Raw genomic sequence first — 18,271 nt, 5'->3', positions numbered from 1 at the left:
AGCATGAGCTCCCGCTACACCCTCGTTTTCGATCTCGACGGCACGCTTGTGGATACGGCGCCCGACCTGATCACCGCGCTGAATTACGTGCTCGACCGCGAAGGCCTGCCGCCGGTGCCGATGGCCTCGGCCCGCAACATGATCGGCGCCGGCGCCCGCAAGCTGATCGAGCGGGGCCTGGAGGCCGAAGGCCGTACGGTAACGCCCGCCGACATGGACCGGATGACGGCGGATTTCATCGCCTATTACGCCGATCATATCGCGGTCGAGTCGCGCCCGTTCGAGGGGCTGCTGGACGCGCTCGATCTGTTTGCGGCGCAGGGCCATCGGCTGGCGGTCTGCACCAACAAGCTGGAATGGCTGTCGAAGCGGCTCCTGGACCAGCTCGACCTCACCAGGCGATTCGGAGCGATCTGCGGCGCCGATACGTTCGGGGTCCAGAAGCCCGACCCGACCATTTTCCGCCAGACCGTGGCGCGGGCCGGCGGGGAGGTCAAAGCCAGCATCATGGTCGGCGACGCCGGAACCGATGTGGGCGTCGCCCGCCGCGCGGGGGTGCCCGTGATCGGGGTCAGCTTCGGCTACACGGATGTGCCGATTGCCGAGCTGAAACCGGACCGGCTGATCCATCATATGCGTGACCTGCCGGCTGCCGCGCACAGCCTGATGACGCCGCAGGCCGGACAAACCGCTGATTGAGCTGCATTATTCCGCGTAACCCTGCATTAACCATCTATTAACTATGCATGGCCCGCCGGTTGCGTGCCCGGAACGACGCTCCTAAGGTCCGGCCGGGGTCATGTGGCGGTTCGTCGCAGTAGAAGTGGATGGGTCATGCGTCGCGTCTTGGTAGTTGCCTTAATGGGGGCGAGCCTGGGTGGCTGCTCCTCGATGTCCTGGTTCAAATCGGCCCCGCCGCCCGTTCAGGTCAGGCTCGAATCCAACCCTCCGGGGGCTGACGCCACGACATCGCTCGGACCGGGCTGCAAGACCCCCTGCTCCGTCTCGGTTCCTGCCCCTGACGCCCCGTTCACGGTCGCTTTCGCGCTGCCCAAATACCAGCCGGCGAGCGTGCCGGTGAACGTGATCAAGACGCCCGGCGATTTCACCACCCCGGCCTCGGTCACAACAGATCCGAATCCGGTGTTCGCGGAGCTAGCGCCGGCGGTGCCGCCGAAGCCCGTGAAGAAGAAGCCGCACCGGCCAAGGAAGCCGAAACCGGCCGCAGCCGCACCGGAGGCCGCACCGGCGGATGCTGCACCGCCCGCAGCCGCCTCGCCGTTCCCCGATCCGAATGCAGGCAAGCGCTGACTTACGTATACCACCCGATTGTCTGAGCCGCGTCCGATGCTTAGATTGCGGGCAAGGCGCCGTTGAAGCAAAGGTGCCCCCGTCGCCGTAAGTGACAAGGCATTTTGTATGAACGGATCCACTGCGAGCCCCCGCACTGCGCTGTCGAGCGCGATGACCGATCCGTTCGGGCGGACAATCTCCTATTTGCGCGTCTCCGTCACCGACCGCTGCGATCTGCGCTGCTTCTACTGCATGTCGGAAGACATGACGTTCCTGCCGAAGGCCGACCTGCTGACCCTGGAGGAACTCGACCGGCTCTGCTCGGCGTTCATCGCCAAGGGCGTGAAGAAGCTTCGGCTCACCGGCGGCGAGCCGCTGGTCCGCCGCAACGTGATGACGCTGGTGCGCTCGCTGTCGCGGCATCTGTCGAGCGGCGCCTTGAACGAGCTGACGCTGACCACCAACGGCACCCAGCTCGCAAAGCATGCCAGGGAGCTGGCCGATTGCGGCGTCCGCCGCATCAATGTCTCGCTCGACACGCTCGACCCGAAGAAGTTTCGCGAGATCACCCGCTGGGGCGAGATCGACAAGGTGCTCGAAGGCATCGAGGCCGCGCGCGCCGCGGGGCTGGCCGTGAAGATCAACGCAGTGGCGCTGAAGAACCTCAACGAGGACGAGCTTCCCGACTTGATGCGCTGGGCCCACGGCAAGAGCATGGGCCTCACCCTGATCGAGGTGATGCCGATGGGCGAGATCGGCGCAGGCCGCATCGATCAATATCTGCCGTTGTCCCTGGTGCGCGCGCGGCTCGCCCAGCAATTCACATTGACAGATCTCGCGGAGAGCACCGGGGGCCCGGCGCGCTATGTCAGCGTCGCCGAGACCGGCGGCAAGCTCGGCTTCATCACGCCGATGACCCACAATTTCTGCGAATCCTGCAACCGGGTGCGCATCACCTGCACCGGCACGCTGCACACCTGTCTCGGCCACGAGGATGCCTCGGACCTGCGCAAACCTCTGCGTGCATCCGATGACGATGTGCTGCTTGCGGATGCGATCGACCGCGCCATCGGCTTGAAGCCCAAGGGCCACGATTTCATCATCGACCGTCGTCACGACCGCCCGAGCGTCTCGAGGCATATGAGCGTCACTGGCGGCTGAGGAACGGCCGGCTGCGGCCCTATTCCCCTGAGATATCAACAAACTTCCGATTGACTGGCGGCACGCCCGCTGGTTTGGTGCGCCAGCCTCATGCCTGCGCGGCGAGACAAGCCACGCGCCTCGTCGGCGCAGTCAAGACGGCTGGGGCACCATCGGGGGAGGACCAATCTTTGCAAGCGCTCCTTAGGCTGAGCAGTGGGATCGACGCGTTCACGCGCTGGACGGGCAAGCGTCTGGCCTGGATGATCGTCTTGGCGGTCGTCGTCTCGGCGCTCAATGCGATCGTTCGGAAGGTGTTCGACACCTCCTCCAATTCCTGGCTCGAGCTGCAATGGGTGCTCTTCAGCATCGTGTTCCTGCTCTGCTCGCCGTGGACGTTGCTCGATAACGAACACATCCGCATCGACATCGTGAACAACACATTGCCGAAGAAGGTCCGCAGCATGATCGACGTGATCGGTCATGTGTTCTTCCTCATTCCGCTGTGCGTCGTCATGATCCTCACCGGCGTACCGTTCTTCGAGCGGTCGTTCCAGATCAACGAGCAGTCGGGGAATGCCGGCGGCCTGCCGCAATGGCCTGCCAAATCGCTAATCATGATCGGGTTCGCGTTCCTGCTGGTTCAGGCCATCTCCGAATTGATCAAGCGGATCGCGGTGATGCGCGGATTGATTCCAGATCCTCACGAGTCCCAGGTCTCGGCGCTCGAGGCGGAAGTCGAGCATCTCGTCGAAGCGATCGAGAAGAAATAGCCGTTGGCGACGGTTCAGGGGGAATTATGACCGCATTCATTATCGCCAATCTGGCGCCCATCATGTTCGCGACGCTCGTCGTCGTGCTGCTGCTCGGCTATCCCGCGGCATTTTCGCTCGGCGCCGTCGGCCTCTTCTACGCCGTGATCGGCATCGAACTCGGCGAATTCCGCCCCGACTTCCTCAACGCGCTTCCCGAGCGCGTCTACGGCGTGATGAACAACGACACGCTGCTCGCCATCCCCTTCTTCACCTTCATGGGGCTGGTGCTGGAGCGGTCGGGCATGGCCGAGGACCTGCTCGACACCATCGGACAGCTGTTCGGCACCATCCGCGGCGGCCTCGCCTACGCGGTCGTGTTCGTCGGCGCCCTGCTTGCGGCAACGACCGGCGTGGTCGCCGCGTCCGTGATCTCGATGGGGCTGATCTCGCTGCCGATCATGCTGCGCTACGGTTACGACCGGCGCATGGCGACCGGCATCATCGCGGCGTCAGGCACGCTCGCGCAGATCATTCCGCCTTCGCTCGTCCTGATCGTGATGGCCGACCAGCTCGGCAAATCCGTCGGCGACATGTACGAGGGCGCCTTCATTCCGGGTCTGGTGCTCGCGGGCCTCTACGCGGGCTATGCCTTCCTCGTCAGCATCATCTTCCCGAAGGCCGCCCCCGGCCTGCCGAAGGAGGCCATCGGCTTCCGCGAAGACAATGGCAGCCGTGGCCTTATCTCCCTCGGCGTGCTCTTCATTGCGAGCTGCGTGTTCGGCTGGTTCATGATGCGCAACTCCGAGACGCACGGCGCCGACTTCGTCGTGCTCAGCATGTTCAACGGCATCATCTTCGCCTTCGCCGTCGCGGTGCTGAACTGGGTCATCGACAAGCTCACCGGCTTCCGCTTCCTGTCGAAGATGGCGCAGCAGACCACCTTCGTCATGGTGCCGCCGCTGTTCCTGATCTTCCTGGTGCTCGGCACCATCTTCATCGGCCTCGCGACGCCGACGGAAGGTGGCGCGATGGGCGCTGCCGGCGCCCTCATCCTCGGCGCGGCGAAACGGCGGCTGAGCTGGGACCTGATCCGGCAGGCGACGGAATCGACCGCCAAGCTGTCGGCGTTCGTGGTGTTCATCCTGGTCGGCGCCCGCGTGTTCTCGCTCACCTTCTACGGCGTCAGCGGACACGTCTGGGTCGAGCACCTGCTCACCTCGCTGCCCGGCGGCCAGGTCGGCTTCCTGATCTTCGTCAACGCCTTCGTGTTCGTGCTGGCCTTCTTCCTCGACTTCTTCGAGCTGGCCTTCATCGTGATCCCGCTGCTGGGGCCTGCCGCCGAGCACCTGGGCATCGATCTGATCTGGTTCGGCGTCATCCTCGGCGTCAACATGCAGACCTCGTTCATGCATCCGCCGTTCGGCTTCGCCCTGTTCTACCTCAGGTCGGTCGCGCCCAAGGAGCGATACACCGATCGCGTCACCGGCAAGAGGATGGACCCGGTCACCACGGGGCAGATCTATTGGGGCGCGGTGCCGTTCGTGGTGATCCAGATCATCATGGTCGCGCTGGTGATCGCGTTCCCGTCGATGGTCATGCACTACAAGGGCACCCAGTCGAACATCGACCCGAACTCCGTCAAGATCGAGGTGCCGCAGATCGAGCTGCCGCCGCTCGACTTCGGTCCGCCGCAGAAGTAGCCGTCCTGGTTCTCGCCGTCATGTACCGCTTCGGCGGAGCATGACGCGCGTGACACGCGCGGCGATCACGGGCATACCGGACATTCCTTAAATCCTGGGAATGCCGCGCATGCTCCGATCGTCCCCCGCTTCCTCGCTCGCCGGTTCGCTAATTGCCTGCCTGTGGCTCGCCTGTGCCGCAACCATCGTCCACGCCGAGCCAGTCGCCGACGTTCACGCGCTGGCGCAGAAAGAGCAGCAGCCGCTGCTCGACACGCTGCGCGATCTCGTCAGCATCGAATCCGGCAGCAAGGATATCGAAGGCCTGAACGTGATCGCCGGGCGCGTCGCCGACCAGCTCAAGCAGCTCGGCGGCACGGTGGAGATCCTGCAGCCTGCCGACATTGATCGTCTCGACGACACGCCCGAAAAGATCGGCCCGGCCGTGCACGCCACCTTCAAGGGCACCGGCACCAGGAAGATCATGCTGATCGCCCACATGGACACGGTGTACCTGAAGGGCATGCTGAAGGACCAGCCGTTCCGCATCGACGGCGACAGGGCCTACGGCCTCGGCATTGCCGACGACAAGCAGGGCGTCGCGCTCATTCTCCACACGGTGGCGATGCTGCAGAAGCTGAACTTCAGGGATTACGGCACCCTCACGGTGCTCACCAATGGCGACGAGGAGATCTCCTCGCCCGGCTGGCGCAGCACCATCACCAAATTCGCCTCTGATCAGGACGTGGTGTTCTCGTTCGAAGGCGGCGGTACCGATGGCACGCTGCGCCTCGCGACCAGCGGCATTGGCTCGGCCTATCTCAAGGTGATCGGCCGGTCCTCGCATGCCGGCGCAAGGCCCGAGGGCGGCATCAATGCGCTCTACGAGCTCTCCCATCAGGTGCTGCAGATGAAGGATCTGTCCAAGCCCGAGCAGGGCCTGAAGCTGAACTGGACGGTGTCCAAGGCCGGCACCAACCGTAACGTGATTCCTGCCGAAGCCACGGCCCAGGCCGATGCGCGCGCCCTCAAGGTGTCCGATTTCGACGAGCTCGAGAAGGCGCTGCAGGAGAAGATCAAAAATCACCTGCTGCCGGAGTCCAAGGTCGAGCTGAAATTCGAGGTGCGCCGCCCTCCGCTCGAGGCGACCGACGCCTCGCGCCGCGTCGCCGCCTATGGCAAGACGATCTATCAGGAGCTCGGAATGTCCATGAACGTCGCCGAGAAGGCGACGGGCGGCGGCACCGACGCTGCCTTCGCCGCGCTCAAGACCAAGGGCGCCGTGGTCGAAGGCATGGGCCTGTCGGGCTTCGGCGCCCATTCCAACGATGCCGAATACGTCCAGATCAACAGCATCGTGCCGCGTCTTTACCTGACCACACGCATGATCATGGACCTGTCGACCGGCAAGCTGAAATAGCGATCAGCTCCGGCCAACGGCGGAGGCGCCCTCCTCCGCCAGCCTGAACCGCAGCGTGAACTCGGCGCCGCCGCCGGGGAGGTTGTCCACCGCGACCGTCGCGGCGTGGTCGTCGGCAACCCCGCGCACGATCGACAAGCCGAGGCCCGCGCCGTCGCTGCGCTGGCGATCCCTGCGCCAGAAGCGCTGGAAGATCAGCTCGCGTTCGGACTCCGCGACGCCGGGGCCGCAATCGCGCACGCGCACCGAGCCGTCGTCGCCGACCTCGATGTCGACCGAGGTCTCCTTCGCCGTGAACTTGATGGCGTTTTCGGCGAGGTTGAACACCGCGCGCTGAAGCATCTCGGAATTGCCGTGGATCATCACCGGCGCCTCGGCGCCCTTGAGTGCGATGTCCTTGTGCTGGGCGATCGCGAACGGCGCGATCGACCCGACCACTTCGGCGCAGACGGCGCGCAAGTCCGCGGTCTCGCCTGGATCGAGCACCAGCGTATCGAGCTCGGCGATCTCCAGCAGCTGGGCGACGATCCGGCTCATGGCTTCGATGTCGTCATGCAGCGCCTGCCGCGCGGCAGCATCGCCAAGCGTTTCGATCCGGGTCCGCAGGATCGCAAGTGGCGTGCGCAATTGATGGGCGGCGTCGGCCGTGAACTGGCGTTGCACGCGAAAGCCGTCCTCGAGCCGATCCAGCGCCTGGTTGACGGCCGTGACGAGCGGCACGATCTCGCGCGGAATCTGCTCCGTCGGCAGGCGAATGTCGGTGCGGGCAGGACCGATGGCGCTCGCCTTCTCCGAGGCCTTCCAGAGCGGTGCGATCGCGCGGCGGAAAATGATGATGTCGGTGGCGAGCAGGACCAGAAGAATCGGAATGGTGATCCACCCGACCCGGCGGAAGAAGTTCGATATGATGTCGTCGGTGATGACGTCGCGGTGGGAGAGGTCCTCCGCCACGTGAATGCGAACCATGGTGTCGCCGATCATCTGGGTCACGTCGGCACCGGAAATCGACTCTGACTCGACGTTCCCGGTCTTCTTGTGGGACGAGAACAGCAGGCGGCCACCGGCGTCACGGATGTCGTACTGATAGCGGCCATAGGCTTCCGAATAGAGACCGCGAAGGCTGTCGGGAAGATTGAACGTCACCTTGCCGTCCGGCCCAACGGCGATGCGCTCGGCCAGCGTCTCGGCCTGGGCCCGCATCGCGGCGCGATGCAGCTGGTCGATCTCGGAATTCAAAAGCCAGAACAGGACCAGCGGCAGGAAGATCGCAACCACCGCGACCGCGATGATGTGCAGGAACACGATGCGCGAGATCAGCGATTTGAACGATGGCGGCCTCACTCCTCGCCACCCCCGGGACCTGTTCTGGGATCCGGCCCCGGCCATCCTATTTCTCCTCGGCCATCATGTAGCCGACGCCGCGGATGGTGTGGATCACGACCTTGGCGCCATGTTCAGCGAGCTGCTTGCGCAAGCGCGAGACGTAGACCTCGACCGCATTGGAGGCGACCTCGCCCTCGAGCCCGAAGATGTGATCTTCGACGTTCTTTTTCGACACCACGCGGCCCTGCCGGCGCAGCAGGATTTCAAGCACCGAGGTCTCGCGCGAGGAGATGATCCGCGGCTTGTCGTCGACGAAGATCTGGCGGCTCTCGGTGTCGTAGACGAGATTGGCGAGGTGCAGCGAGCGGCCGAGCAACTGGCCCGGACGGCGCAGGATCGCCTCCAGGCGCGCCACCAGTTCCTCCATCGCGAAAGGCTTTGCGAGGTAGTCGTCGGCGCCGCTGCGCAAGCCGTTGACCCGGTCCTGCAGCCCGCCCCGCGCGGTCAGCACCAGCACCGGCAGCGGCTCCATCTGCCGCCGCAGCTCGCGCAGCACCGACAGCCCGTCGCCGTCGGGCAGACCGAGGTCGAGGATCATCGCGGCATAACCGACGCTGCTCACCGCCTGGCGCGCTTCGTCCGCCGTCCCGACGACATCGCTCTCGTAGCCCGCCCCCGCCAGTCCGCTGGCCACGAGCCGCGACAGTTCGGCATTGTCCTCGACGATCAGAAGGCGCATGGCATTCCCGGCCGGATGTTCCGGTGTCACCCTACGGCCTTGGCCGCATCTGCGCTTTCTTCCACCATTCGAAGCGTCCCGGCCAGCGAAAAAGCGCTTGGCCACGATCGCCCGCCGTTGTCAGGTTCATGTAAGTCAACCGGGCTGGGCCCGTTGCCGCCCTGCGGGCCGGATCGCCGCCGAGGCACGGAGGCCGGAAATCACGCAAACAGCCAAGGTTCGTCGGCGTTGTGCGGAAGACCTCTCTAGCTCCGCCCCTCGAAGTAGGCGCAAAGCAGGGTCGTGTCCTTCGGGGTCAGGGACTTCCGAAACAACCGGCACCTGAACTGGTGGTCCTTCCCCTCTCCGCTCTCGACCAGGAACATGCATCCGCTGCAAACGTCGGCACGGTGCCGGCGCTTGGCAACGTCGAGCCCGCTCAGAACGCGACCAAGCGTATCGTGCAGACGGGATCGCTCGCCGGCCTCGAGTGCCTCGACCTGGTCACGCAGCACGTTGATCGGATCGCGCTCGAGGAACTTCTCGCCCTCACCCGTGACACAGAGCACGATCGAGCGCTTGTCCTCCGCGGAGGGCTTGCGGACTAACAGCCCCTTGTTCTGGAGTGCGGCGGCAACCTGCGATGCGGCACTGCGCGTCGCGCCCAGGAAGCTGGCGAGAGCGGTCGGCGTTCGCGAAAATCGGTTTGCACCGGCGAGAAAGCGCAACGCCATCCATTCCCGATCGCTCAGGCCGGAAAGGTTGCCTTCGAACAGCCAGGTGTCGGCCGATTGCACCAGCAGTTGTAAGATCTCGATCGCCATTCTCACAAGGAGTCCCCAAGGGAAACGCGCATTGGCATCTCGATCGGGGATCGAGAACTGCCGTATTCGGTGAAAGCTGAATTCGCGTCGGGACTGGTTGAGTCCGGTATACCGTACCGTGAAGCCGGAGCGGCGGTAACGCCGCCGCGAACTTCAGCCCGATTGCCGAATCTCGATAGCCTGATCGTTCCGCAAAAGGAACACCGAAAAAATACGTACCTAATCGCGTTGAAATAGCGCGTATCTGCTTCCGCACGCAGAACAATATCGGTGCATCCTCGAGCGGCAGGCTTGCGCCGGCTTTTGACTTAGCCTGAGCTGGCGCGGCATCTTCCAAAAGCCATTCTGAGCGCAGCCCTTTGCGCACTCGTCGCCCCCCGCTGCGCCTCGGTCCGGCTTGTGGGCAAGTCCGCGTAAGCGATCGGCTCATCGAATTGACTTGACGTGAAGTCGTATCGCCGCCCCTCGATCCGGTTGTAGAAATGATCGCCGGCCGGCAGCGGCGTCTTCAACAAATCGCCGCCGAAGAGCTCGTGAACGAGCAGCGCCGTGACGTTGCATTGCCCCTTCGCGGGATTGTCCGCCGTCCATTGGCTGGCCGTCGACAACGACCATGCCTTGCGCAGTACGCTTTGAACCTCGTCGGGATCGAAGCTCATCGTCACGTCCTGTCTTGTAGATTTCCCACGATAAAGGCCCCGGAGCTTGCGTTCCGGGGCCAGCATCGAGACCGCAGCCCTCAGCCTTGCGAGCGCCGCGCCATGAAGACGTCGTAGCCGACCTCGGCGACCTGGAACCAGGCGTAGCCGTCGCTCGAGAATTTCGCGAGGGAGTCGTGGACCTTCTTGAAGTTGGCGTTGGTTGCGCCGACCTCGGCATGCAGCTCCTTGGCCGCCTTGAAGCAGGCATCCATGATCGGCGGCGAGAAGGCGTGCAGCTTGGTCCCGCCCGCAAGCAACTTCTTCAGCGCCAGCGGATTGGCCTGATCGTAGCGCGCCATCATGTAGTTGTTGGCGTAGTGCCCGGCCTGCTCCAGCACGCTCTGGTAATATTTCGGCAGCGCGTTCCATTTGTCGAGATTGACGAAGGCGAGCAGCATCGGCCCGCCTTCCCACCAGCCGGGATAGTAGTAGTGCGGCGCGATCTTGTAGAAGCCGAGCTTCTCGTCGTCATAAGGACCGACCCATTCGGCGGCGTCGATGGTGCCCTTCTCCAGCGCCGGATAGATGTCGCCGCCGGCGAGCTGCTGCGGCACCACGCCGAGCTTCTGCAGCACGCGGCCGGCGAAGCCGCCGATGCGGAATTTCATGCCGCTGAGATCCTCGGGCGTGTTGACCTCTTTCCTGAACCAGCCGCCCATCTGGCAGCCGGTGTTGCCCGCCAGCAGCGAGACGACGTTGTAGTTCTTGTAGAACTCGTTGAGGACCTCGCGCCCGCCGCCCTGCATGTACCAGGCCTGGTTGATGCGCATGTTGGGACCGAACGGCACCGACGAGCCGAAGGTGAAGGTCGGGTCCTTGCCGAAATAATAATACGAGGCGGTGTGGCCGATCTCGCAGGTGCCGTTCTGCACGGCGTCCAGCACCTGCAGGCCCGGCACGATCTCTCCGGCCGCGAAGGTCTGGATCTGGAATTTATTGTCGGTTGCCTCAGCAACCATCTTGCTCATCATCTCGGCGCCGCCGTAGAGGGTGTCGAGCGATTTCGGCCAGCTTGTCGGCATGCGCCATTTGATTTCCGGCATCGATTGCGCGATCGCCGGAGCCGCGAGCGTGGCGGCACCGGCCGCACCAAGTCCCGTGACCTTGATGAAGTCTCTTCTCTTCATGATGTCCTGCCCTGATGGATTGTGACTGTGAGCCTTCTTGCCGAGGCTTGGAGCGCAGCATGACGCAAGGTTCCAGCGATTTCCACCGTGATCGCACTGCGGCAAAGAAAAAGCCGGCCTCGCGACAGCGGCCGGGTCATTTCGTCCTACGACTTAAGCCGCAGACGGTACGCGCCGAAGCTCATGGTTCGTCAAATGCTCACACTCGCGTGGCAAAATTTCGGATTAATCGATTATTGATTTATGCCACTGTTTTGCCCGACGTGTCAACCGAGCTTGGACTCGCCCTCTCCATCCCCACGTCATTGCGAGCGCGGCGACGGTTGCCGCCTCTACTGTGCATGGGGTTGTTTTGCGGATTTTGAATGTGCCCGTCACAGCGCCAATGAAAAAGCCCGGCCTCGCGAACGAGGCCGGGCCTTTCAGCCTGACAGCGTGAGCTGCAGATCAGCCGCGGGTGCGCGAGCGGATCATGAAGCTGTCGTAGGTGTATTCGGCGACCTGCCACCACAGATATTCATCGGAGCGATAGGCCTGCATGGCGTCGATCGACTTCTTGAAGTCGGGGTTCTTGGCCGAGATCTCGCCCCACAGCTCGTTGGTCGCCTTGAGGCAGGCTTCCAGAACTTCGTTGGTGAAGGGACGAAGCTGGGTGCCGCCGGCGACCAGACGCTTCAGCGCCGCCGGGTTCTGCATGTCGTAGCGCGCGGCCATCCAGCTGTTGGCGTTGGCCATCGCGTTGGTGAGGATCGCCTGGTAGTTCTTCGGCAGCGAATTCCACTTCTCCAGATTGGTGAAGGCGTGAACGGTCGGACCGCCTTCCCAGAAGCCCGGATAGTAATAGTACTTCGCGACCTTGGCGAAGCCGAGCTTCTCGTCATCGTAAGGACCGACCCACTCGGCCGCATCGATGGTGCCCTTTTCCAGCGCCGGATAGATGTCGCCGCCGCCGAGCTGCTGCGGCACCACGCCGACTTTCTGAAGCACCTGGCCGGCGATGCCGCCGATGCGCATCTTGAGGCCCGAGAGGTCCGCGACGGTCTTGATCTCCTTGCGGAACCAGCCGCCCATCTGGGTGCCGGTATTACCGCAAGGAAAGCCGATCACGTTCGACTTCTTGAAGAACTCGTTGCCGAGCTCCTGGCCGCCGCCCTGGTACCACCAGGAATTCTGCTGGCGCGCGTTGAGGCCGAACGGCACCGACGCGTAGATCGCGAAGGTCGGGTCCTTGCCGACGTAGTAGTAGGAGACGGTGTGGCACATCTCGACGGTGCCGTTCGAGGTCGCATCGAGCGCCTGCAGCGGCGGGACGATCTCGCCGCCGGCGAACACCTGGATCTGGAACTTGTTGTCGGTCATCTCGGCGACGTACTTCGCCACCTGCTCGCCACCACCGTAGATGGTGTCGAGCGACTTCGGGAAGCTCGACGTCATGCGCCACTTGATCTCGGGCGAGGACTGCGCAATCGCCGGCGAGGCCACCGCGGCTGATGCCGCCGCGCCCGCTGCCGACACTTTCAGGAAATCACGACGCTTCATCTTCAGGTCTCTCCTTGCTGGGGTGTTTCCCCTACTTCCTCTTCACGGCCGCTCGTTCCGGCGACGCGATCCTCATCGCGTCAAACCGAAGGGGCTTCGCTGCCGTGGGCGTTTAACACGGAAGCCACTCGCGCGGAACGCGACAATGGCATGACGGGGGTCGACGAAAGTCGCATGTCCCCAGACATTGGCTTCAGGCTGCCGCGATCACGCCCTTGAGCTGGTCGCGCACCTGCCCCGCTATGGCGCGATAGATCGCCGCATGGGGGCCATCAGGCTCGCTGTCCACGACGGGATTGCCGGCGTCCGAGGTGGCGCGAATCGCCATGTGCAGCGGGATTTCGCCCAAGAACGGTACTCCGAGCTTGTCGGCCTCATGGCGCGCGCCGCCATGGCCGAAGATGTCCGATTTCGTGCCGCAATGCGGGCACTGGAAATAGCTCATGTTCTCGACGATGCCGAGCACGGGCACGTTGACCTTCCTGAACATGGCGAGCCCCCGCCGGGCGTCGATCAGGGACAGGTCCTGCGGGGTCGAGACGATGACGGCACCCTTCAGCGGCACGTTCTGCGCCAGCGTGAGCTGGGCATCGCCCGTGCCCGGCGGCATGTCGACGACGAGCACGTCGAGCGTACCCCACGCGACGTCGCGCAGCATCTGCGTCACCGCCGACATCACCATCGGGCCGCGCCAGATCATCGCGGTCTCTTCCTCGACCAGGAAGCCGATCGACATGATGGCGAGGCCGAAGCGCCGGAGCGGAATCATTTTTCGCTCGCCGTCCAGCTCCGGCTTCTCGTGCAGGCCGGTCAGCCGCGGCACCGAGGGACCGTAGATATCGGCGTCGAGCAGCCCGACCTTGAGACCGAGGTCCCGCAGGCCCAATGCCAGATTGAGTGCGGTGGTCGACTTGCCGACCCCGCCCTTGCCCGAAGCCACCGCGATCACGGCGGCGACGCCAGGAATTTCGGACTGCCGCGCCATCGGCGATTGGGCGCCGCCCTGCGGCGGCGGCTTATGGGCATGGGCGGGCTGCACGCCGGGCGTGCCGCGACCAGGTTGCGGGGGTGGCGGCGCGGAGCCCGGCTTGCGCTCGGCCGTCAGGGCCACCATCGCCGTGGTGACGCCAGGAATGGCGCGCACGGCGGCTTCAGCCTCGGCCCGCACGGATTCCCAGGCCCGCGCCTCGGCGGCATCGACATTGATCGAGAAGAAGACCTTGCCGTCGGCGGCGCTGATCGCGCTCAGCACATTGGCATTGGTGAGCGCAACCCCGCGGGGCGACTTGATTTTGGCGAGGCTGTCGAGAACCTGTTGCTGCGTCACGCTCAAAGCGCATCTCCTGGAGTAGAGCACGATCCGAAAAAAGCGTGGTGCGGTTTGCCGGTCAGATCATGCTCAAGGCTTGAGGATGCCCCATTAGAGCGGAAACGGCCAAAAGGCTACTGCCTGCCGATATCGCCAGCCATTTCCGCGGGCGCCGCCCCCTGCTCCTGGGCCGCCTCGTAATTGAGTTCGATCATGACCCCGTTGGGGTCGTGGACGAAGATCTGCCAGAGGTCGCCGCCAGGCACCTGGCGGGCGTCGAATGTCATGCCCTTGGACGCCAGCCTTTGCTTCATGCCTTCGAAGCCACGGCTGACGAAGGCGACGTGGTGGACAACGCCGGAATCCGGCTTTTGTGGCTCGGAGGTCGGCGAAATATCGACGAGATGCACCACGGGCTTGCCCTCGCTGTACATCCAGGCCCCCGGGAAGGCGAAATTCGGCCGGGCGCCTTTTTCCAGGCCCAGCACGTCTTCGTAGAAGCGGACCGTCTCGGCCAGTTTCCGGGTCCGGATGTTGAAATGATCGAGCACGCCGACGCTCACGCCGCCCATTGCCTTTGCTCCCTTGTTTTGAAGTCCTTGAGGTCGGCCATCCTAGCACAGGGGCCCGCCAAACGAAGCCGTTGCCCTCCGCTCTCAAGGGTTTATGGTGCGCCCGGTCCGCTCCCGGCGGAACCTTGTAGGATCCCGGCTGGGCGCCCCTCGCCCGGCTGCAACCGTAAAACTCAAGCTACGGACACACACATGGCTAAAGTCGCTTTCCTCGGTCTTGGCGTCATGGGTTTCCCCATGGCCGGACACCTCGTGAAAAAAGGGGGCCATGAGGTCACCGTCTATAACCGCACCTCGGCCAAGGCGAAGGAATGGGCGGACAAGTTCGGCGGCAAGACAGCGGCGACCCCGAAAGCCGCCGCCGAAGGCCAGGATTTCGTGATGTGCTGCGTCGGCAATGACAACGATCTGCGCGCGGTCACGATCGGTCCCGACGGCGCCTTTGCCGGCATGCGGAAGGGAGCGACCTTCGTCGACCACACCACGGCTTCCGCCGAAGTCGCGCGCGAACTGGACGCGGCTGCCACGAAGGCCGGCTTCAAATTCGTCGACGCGCCCGTCTCCGGCGGCCAGGCCGGCGCCGAGAACGGCGTGCTGACGGTGATGTGCGGCGGCGCTCAGGACGCCTATGCCGGCGCCGAGCCGATCATCACGGGCGCCTATGCGCGGATGTGCAAATTGCTCGGACCCGCCGGAAGCGGCCAGCTGACCAAGATGGTCAATCAGATCTGCATCGCCGGCCTCGTGCAGGGCCTCTCGGAGGGTATCCACTTCGCCCAGAAGAGCGGCCTCGACGTCGCCGCCGTGATCGAAACCATCTCCAAGGGCGCTGCGCAGTCCTGGCAGATGGAGAACCGCTACAAGACCATGAACGAGGGCAAGTACGATTTCGGCTTCGCCGTCGAATGGATGCGCAAGGACCTCTCGATCTCACTGGCCGAAGCCCGCCGCAACGGCGCCAACCTGCCGGTCACCGCGCTGGTCGATCAGTTCTATTCCGAGGTCGAGAAGATGGGCGGCAAGCGCTGGGATACGTCCAGCCTGCTCGCGCGCCTGTCGCGCTGACGCCTGACCAAGCCGCTGCCGCCGTGCTGATCGCGATCGCCGCAATCTTCGTCCTCGCCTACGCGGCGATCGCGCTCGAGCACCCCATCGGGGTCAACAAGAGCGCCTCTGCGCTGCTCGCTGCGGGCCTGCTCTGGACGGTCTATGCGGTCGCGACCGGCGACCACGCTCTCGTCGGGCGCCAGCTCGACGATTCCGTCGGCGCCACGGCGCAGATCGTGTTCTTCCTGATCGGCGCGATGACCATCGTCGAGGTGATCGACGCCCATGACGGCTTCGAGGTCATCACCTCGCTGATCCGCACGACGAGCCAGGTGGGGCTGATCTGGCTGATCGGCTTCGTGACGTTCTTCCTGAGCTCGATCCTGGACAATCTGACGACCACCATCGTCATGGTCGCACTGATCCAGAAGCTGATCGCCCGTCGCGAGGACCGGCTGCTGTTCGCCTCCCTCATCGTGATCGCCGCCAATGCGGGCGGCGCGTGGACGGTGATCGGCGACGTCACCACGACCATGCTCTGGATCGGCGGAAATATCTCCCCGGTGAAGATCATGGGCGCGGTGTTCCTGCCCTCGCTCCTCAATCTTCTCGTCCCGCTCGTCTTCGTCAGCTTCTCGCTCAAGGGCAAGACCATCGCAGCGCCGCCGAAGGACGATGGACTGCTGGCCGTCGACCGGTTCGAGCGCAATTTGATGTTCTATCTCGGCCTTGGCACGTTGATCGCGGTGCCCGCGTTCAAGGCGGTGACGCATCTGGCGCCCTTCATGGGGATCCTGTTCGGGCTCGGCGTGCTGTGGCTGGTCGGCGAGATCGTCCATCGCCACAAGGACGAGCACGTACGCCAGCCGCTGACGCTGGTGCACGCGCTGACGCGGATCGACATGGGCTCGGTCGTATTCTTCGTCGGCATCCTGCTCGCGGTCGCCTGCCTCGAACATGCCGGCCTGCTCTCGATGCTGGCGCGCTGGCTGGATACCGTGATCGGCCGGCAGGACGTCATCGTCGTCGTGCTCGGCCTGCTCAGCGCCATCATCGACAACGTGCCACTGGTCGCCGCAACCATGGGCATGTACGACCTCGGGCATTATCCGCCGGACAGCTTCATCTGGGAATTCATTGCCTATTGCGCCGGCACCGGCGGCTCGATCCTGATCATCGGATCGGCCGCAGGCGTCGCCGCCATGGGGCTCGAGCGGATCGACTTCCTCTGGTACGCCCGCCGCATCGCGGTGCCGGCGCTCGCGGGATACCTGGCGGGAGCCGTGGTCTACGTCGCGCAGCATGCGTGGTTGCACTGAGCACCCACCGGGCAGCTTCCGGATTAACGCCCGGTTAACGTAATTTTTTAGCTCCTTAAGTCACCTCTTAAGGATTTCTTGCCAGAGATAGACAATGCAGAAGGCCCGCGTCCGACGTGGGCAGGAATCGTTGTTGCTTGATGAGTAACCCCGCTGAAAAGCCTGAGGTAGTGCAGCTTCCGGCCGAGCCGGTCAGCGCTCCATCACCGAGCAGCCGACGGGCTGCCGCGCAGCGGGTGCGCGAGGCACGCGATAGGTTAACGTCGACCAGCGGAACCCGGCCGGCCTTCGACGCCGAGCTGCTGCGCCAATATGCCCAGACGCGGCTCTCCGCTTCTTATGTCGTGATGCTGCTGGTGGTCGCCACCGGTATGTTGTTCGGGTTGTGGATGCAGCCGATCCCGGCCGCGCTCTGGACCACCGGCATGCTCTGCATCCATGTCGCCATGACACGCAGCTGCCGCCGCTTCCTGGCCGAACCTGCTTCGCCCACCGCGACGCGCAGCTGGCGGACACGCTTCGTCGTGCTCGACCTGCTCTACGGGTTGTGCTGGATGGCGATTCTGATTCATCCCGTGCTCGATATGGTCACGGAAACGCTGATGATGTTCCTGATGCTGCTGGTGATTGCGGTATCGAGCATGCTCGCGGCCAACCTGCCGATCGCAGCTCTCGCCGCGACGGCGCCCGTTGCTGTCGCGATGGCGCTGAGCTTTGCGATGACCGGTTCGCTGGACAACTACATACTGGCCGCGCTTGCGCTCGCGGCCGAAGGCTATTTCGTGCTGCTGGCACATCGCCTGCATTCTTCGACCTTCGCGACGCTGGAGGCGCGCGCGGAAAAGGATGCGCTGATCGGCGAACTCGAACAAGCCAAGGCGATCTCCGACGAGGCGCGTCACCGCGCCGAATCCGCCAACGTCGCCAAATCGCGCTTCCTGGCACAGATGAGCCATGAGCTGCGCACGCCGCTCAACGCCATCCTCGGCTTCTCGGAGGTGATGAAGAGCGAGATTTTCGGCGCGCATGCGGTGCCGGTCTACAAGGAATACTCGGCAGACATCCATAATTCGGGGGTGCACCTGCTCAACCTCATCAACGAGATCCTCGATCTGTCGCGGATCGAGGCCGGCCGCTACGAATTGAATGAGGAGGCGGTCTCGCTGGTCGGCATCGTCGCCGATTGCCATCATCTAATGAAGCTGCGCGCTTCGAGCCGCGGCATCACCATCCACGAAGTGTTCGAGCAATCGATGCCGCGGCTCTGGGCCGACGAGCGCGCGATCCGCCAGGTCGTGCTCAACCTGCTCTCCAACGCGATCAAGTTCACCCCGCAAGGCGGCGAGATCTGGCTCAAGGCCGGTTGGACCGCCTCGGGCGGACAGTACCTCTCGGTGAAGGATACCGGCTCAGGCATCCCCGAGGACGAGATCCCGGTCGTGCTCGCCTCCTTCGGGCAGGGCTCGAACTCTGTCTCTTATACACATCTGACGCTGCCGACGAAC

The 18,271-nt window shown here is 64.1% G+C and carries 17 protein-coding genes; 9 read left to right on the top strand and 8 right to left on the bottom strand.

The window, feature by feature from the left end:
- Nucleotides 1–3: 3 nt before the first annotated feature.
- The 6 genes from IF809_RS14015 (at nucleotide 4) to IF809_RS13990 (ending at nucleotide 6,287) form a co-directional block, all read left to right on the top strand.
- Nucleotides 4–699: an HAD-IA family hydrolase gene (locus IF809_RS14015; protein ID WP_462837857.1), complete on the top strand. Its 696-nt coding sequence runs from the start codon at nucleotides 4–6 to the stop codon at nucleotides 697–699.
- Between the two features lie 135 nt (nucleotides 700–834).
- Nucleotides 835–1,311: a hypothetical protein gene (locus tag IF809_RS14010; protein ID WP_164938766.1), complete on the top strand. Its 477-nt coding sequence runs from the start codon at nucleotides 835–837 to the stop codon at nucleotides 1,309–1,311.
- A 108-nt stretch (nucleotides 1,312–1,419) separates the two neighbouring features.
- Complete coding sequence (moaA, locus tag IF809_RS14005; protein WP_462837856.1) at nucleotides 1,420–2,454, top strand: GTP 3',8-cyclase MoaA; 1,035 nt, start codon at nucleotides 1,420–1,422, stop codon at nucleotides 2,452–2,454.
- Between the two features lie 170 nt (nucleotides 2,455–2,624).
- Nucleotides 2,625–3,206, top strand: coding sequence for a TRAP transporter small permease subunit (locus tag IF809_RS14000; RefSeq protein WP_128967128.1), 582 nt, complete (start codon nucleotides 2,625–2,627; stop codon nucleotides 3,204–3,206).
- A 26-nt stretch (nucleotides 3,207–3,232) separates the two neighbouring features.
- On the top strand, nucleotides 3,233–4,888 hold the full coding sequence (locus IF809_RS13995) for a TRAP transporter large permease (RefSeq protein WP_462837855.1): 1,656 nt from the start codon (nucleotides 3,233–3,235) through the stop codon (nucleotides 4,886–4,888).
- 109 nt (nucleotides 4,889–4,997) lie between these two features.
- Entirely contained in the window at nucleotides 4,998–6,287 is a 1,290-nt protein-coding gene (locus IF809_RS13990; RefSeq protein WP_453979492.1) for a M20/M25/M40 family metallo-hydrolase, read from the top strand.
- A gap of 3 nt (nucleotides 6,288–6,290) precedes the next feature.
- On the opposite strand, the gene IF809_RS13985 is transcribed toward IF809_RS13990, so the two are convergent.
- The 8 genes from IF809_RS13985 to IF809_RS13950 all read right to left on the bottom strand — a co-directional run bounded on the left by IF809_RS13985 (nucleotide 6,291) and on the right by IF809_RS13950 (nucleotide 14,400).
- Nucleotides 6,291–7,673: a sensor histidine kinase gene (locus tag IF809_RS13985; RefSeq protein ID WP_462837854.1), complete on the bottom strand. Its 1,383-nt coding sequence runs from the start codon at nucleotides 7,671–7,673 to the stop codon at nucleotides 6,291–6,293.
- A 1-nt stretch (nucleotide 7,674) separates the two neighbouring features.
- Nucleotides 7,675–8,349, bottom strand: a complete 675-nt coding sequence (locus tag IF809_RS13980) for a response regulator (RefSeq protein WP_128967132.1) — start codon at nucleotides 8,347–8,349, stop codon at nucleotides 7,675–7,677.
- A 245-nt stretch (nucleotides 8,350–8,594) separates the two neighbouring features.
- Nucleotides 8,595–9,152 (bottom strand): MarR family winged helix-turn-helix transcriptional regulator, encoded by a 558-nt coding sequence (locus tag IF809_RS13975; RefSeq protein ID WP_462837853.1) that lies wholly within the window; start codon nucleotides 9,150–9,152, stop codon nucleotides 8,595–8,597.
- Between the two features lie 308 nt (nucleotides 9,153–9,460).
- Entirely contained in the window at nucleotides 9,461–9,811 is a 351-nt protein-coding gene (locus IF809_RS13970) for a YunG family protein (RefSeq protein ID WP_462837852.1), read from the bottom strand.
- Nucleotides 9,812–9,891: 80 nt separating this feature from the next.
- Nucleotides 9,892–10,980: a TRAP transporter substrate-binding protein gene (locus IF809_RS13965; RefSeq protein ID WP_462837851.1), complete on the bottom strand. Its 1,089-nt coding sequence runs from the start codon at nucleotides 10,978–10,980 to the stop codon at nucleotides 9,892–9,894.
- A 447-nt stretch (nucleotides 10,981–11,427) separates the two neighbouring features.
- On the bottom strand, nucleotides 11,428–12,519 hold the full coding sequence (locus IF809_RS13960) for a TRAP transporter substrate-binding protein (protein ID WP_128967136.1): 1,092 nt from the start codon (nucleotides 12,517–12,519) through the stop codon (nucleotides 11,428–11,430).
- 193 nt (nucleotides 12,520–12,712) lie between these two features.
- Nucleotides 12,713–13,852 (bottom strand): Mrp/NBP35 family ATP-binding protein, encoded by a 1,140-nt coding sequence (locus tag IF809_RS13955; protein ID WP_462837850.1) that lies wholly within the window; start codon nucleotides 13,850–13,852, stop codon nucleotides 12,713–12,715.
- 110 nt (nucleotides 13,853–13,962) lie between these two features.
- Entirely contained in the window at nucleotides 13,963–14,400 is a 438-nt protein-coding gene (locus IF809_RS13950; RefSeq protein WP_128967138.1) for a VOC family protein, read from the bottom strand.
- 132 nt (nucleotides 14,401–14,532) lie between these two features.
- Here IF809_RS13950 and IF809_RS13945 point away from each other — a divergent pair, with 132 nt between their 5' ends.
- The 3 genes from IF809_RS13945 to IF809_RS13935 form a co-directional block, all read left to right on the top strand.
- The gene (locus IF809_RS13945; RefSeq protein WP_462837928.1) at nucleotides 14,533–15,465 is read left to right on the top strand and encodes an NAD(P)-dependent oxidoreductase; all 933 of its coding nucleotides are present in this window, start codon (nucleotides 14,533–14,535) and stop codon (nucleotides 15,463–15,465) included.
- Nucleotides 15,466–15,488: 23 nt separating this feature from the next.
- Nucleotides 15,489–16,766, top strand: coding sequence for a sodium:proton antiporter NhaD (gene nhaD / locus IF809_RS13940; protein WP_462837849.1), 1,278 nt, complete (start codon nucleotides 15,489–15,491; stop codon nucleotides 16,764–16,766).
- Between the two features lie 140 nt (nucleotides 16,767–16,906).
- Nucleotides 16,907–18,271 (top strand): sensor histidine kinase (locus IF809_RS13935; RefSeq protein WP_462837848.1); only part of this gene is annotated, 1,365 nt, incomplete at its 3' end.

This window comes from Bradyrhizobium sp. UFLA06-24, assembly GCF_054967145.1.
Note: the sequence above shows the minus strand (reverse complement) of the source record. Positions and strands in the feature narration are given on the sequence as shown.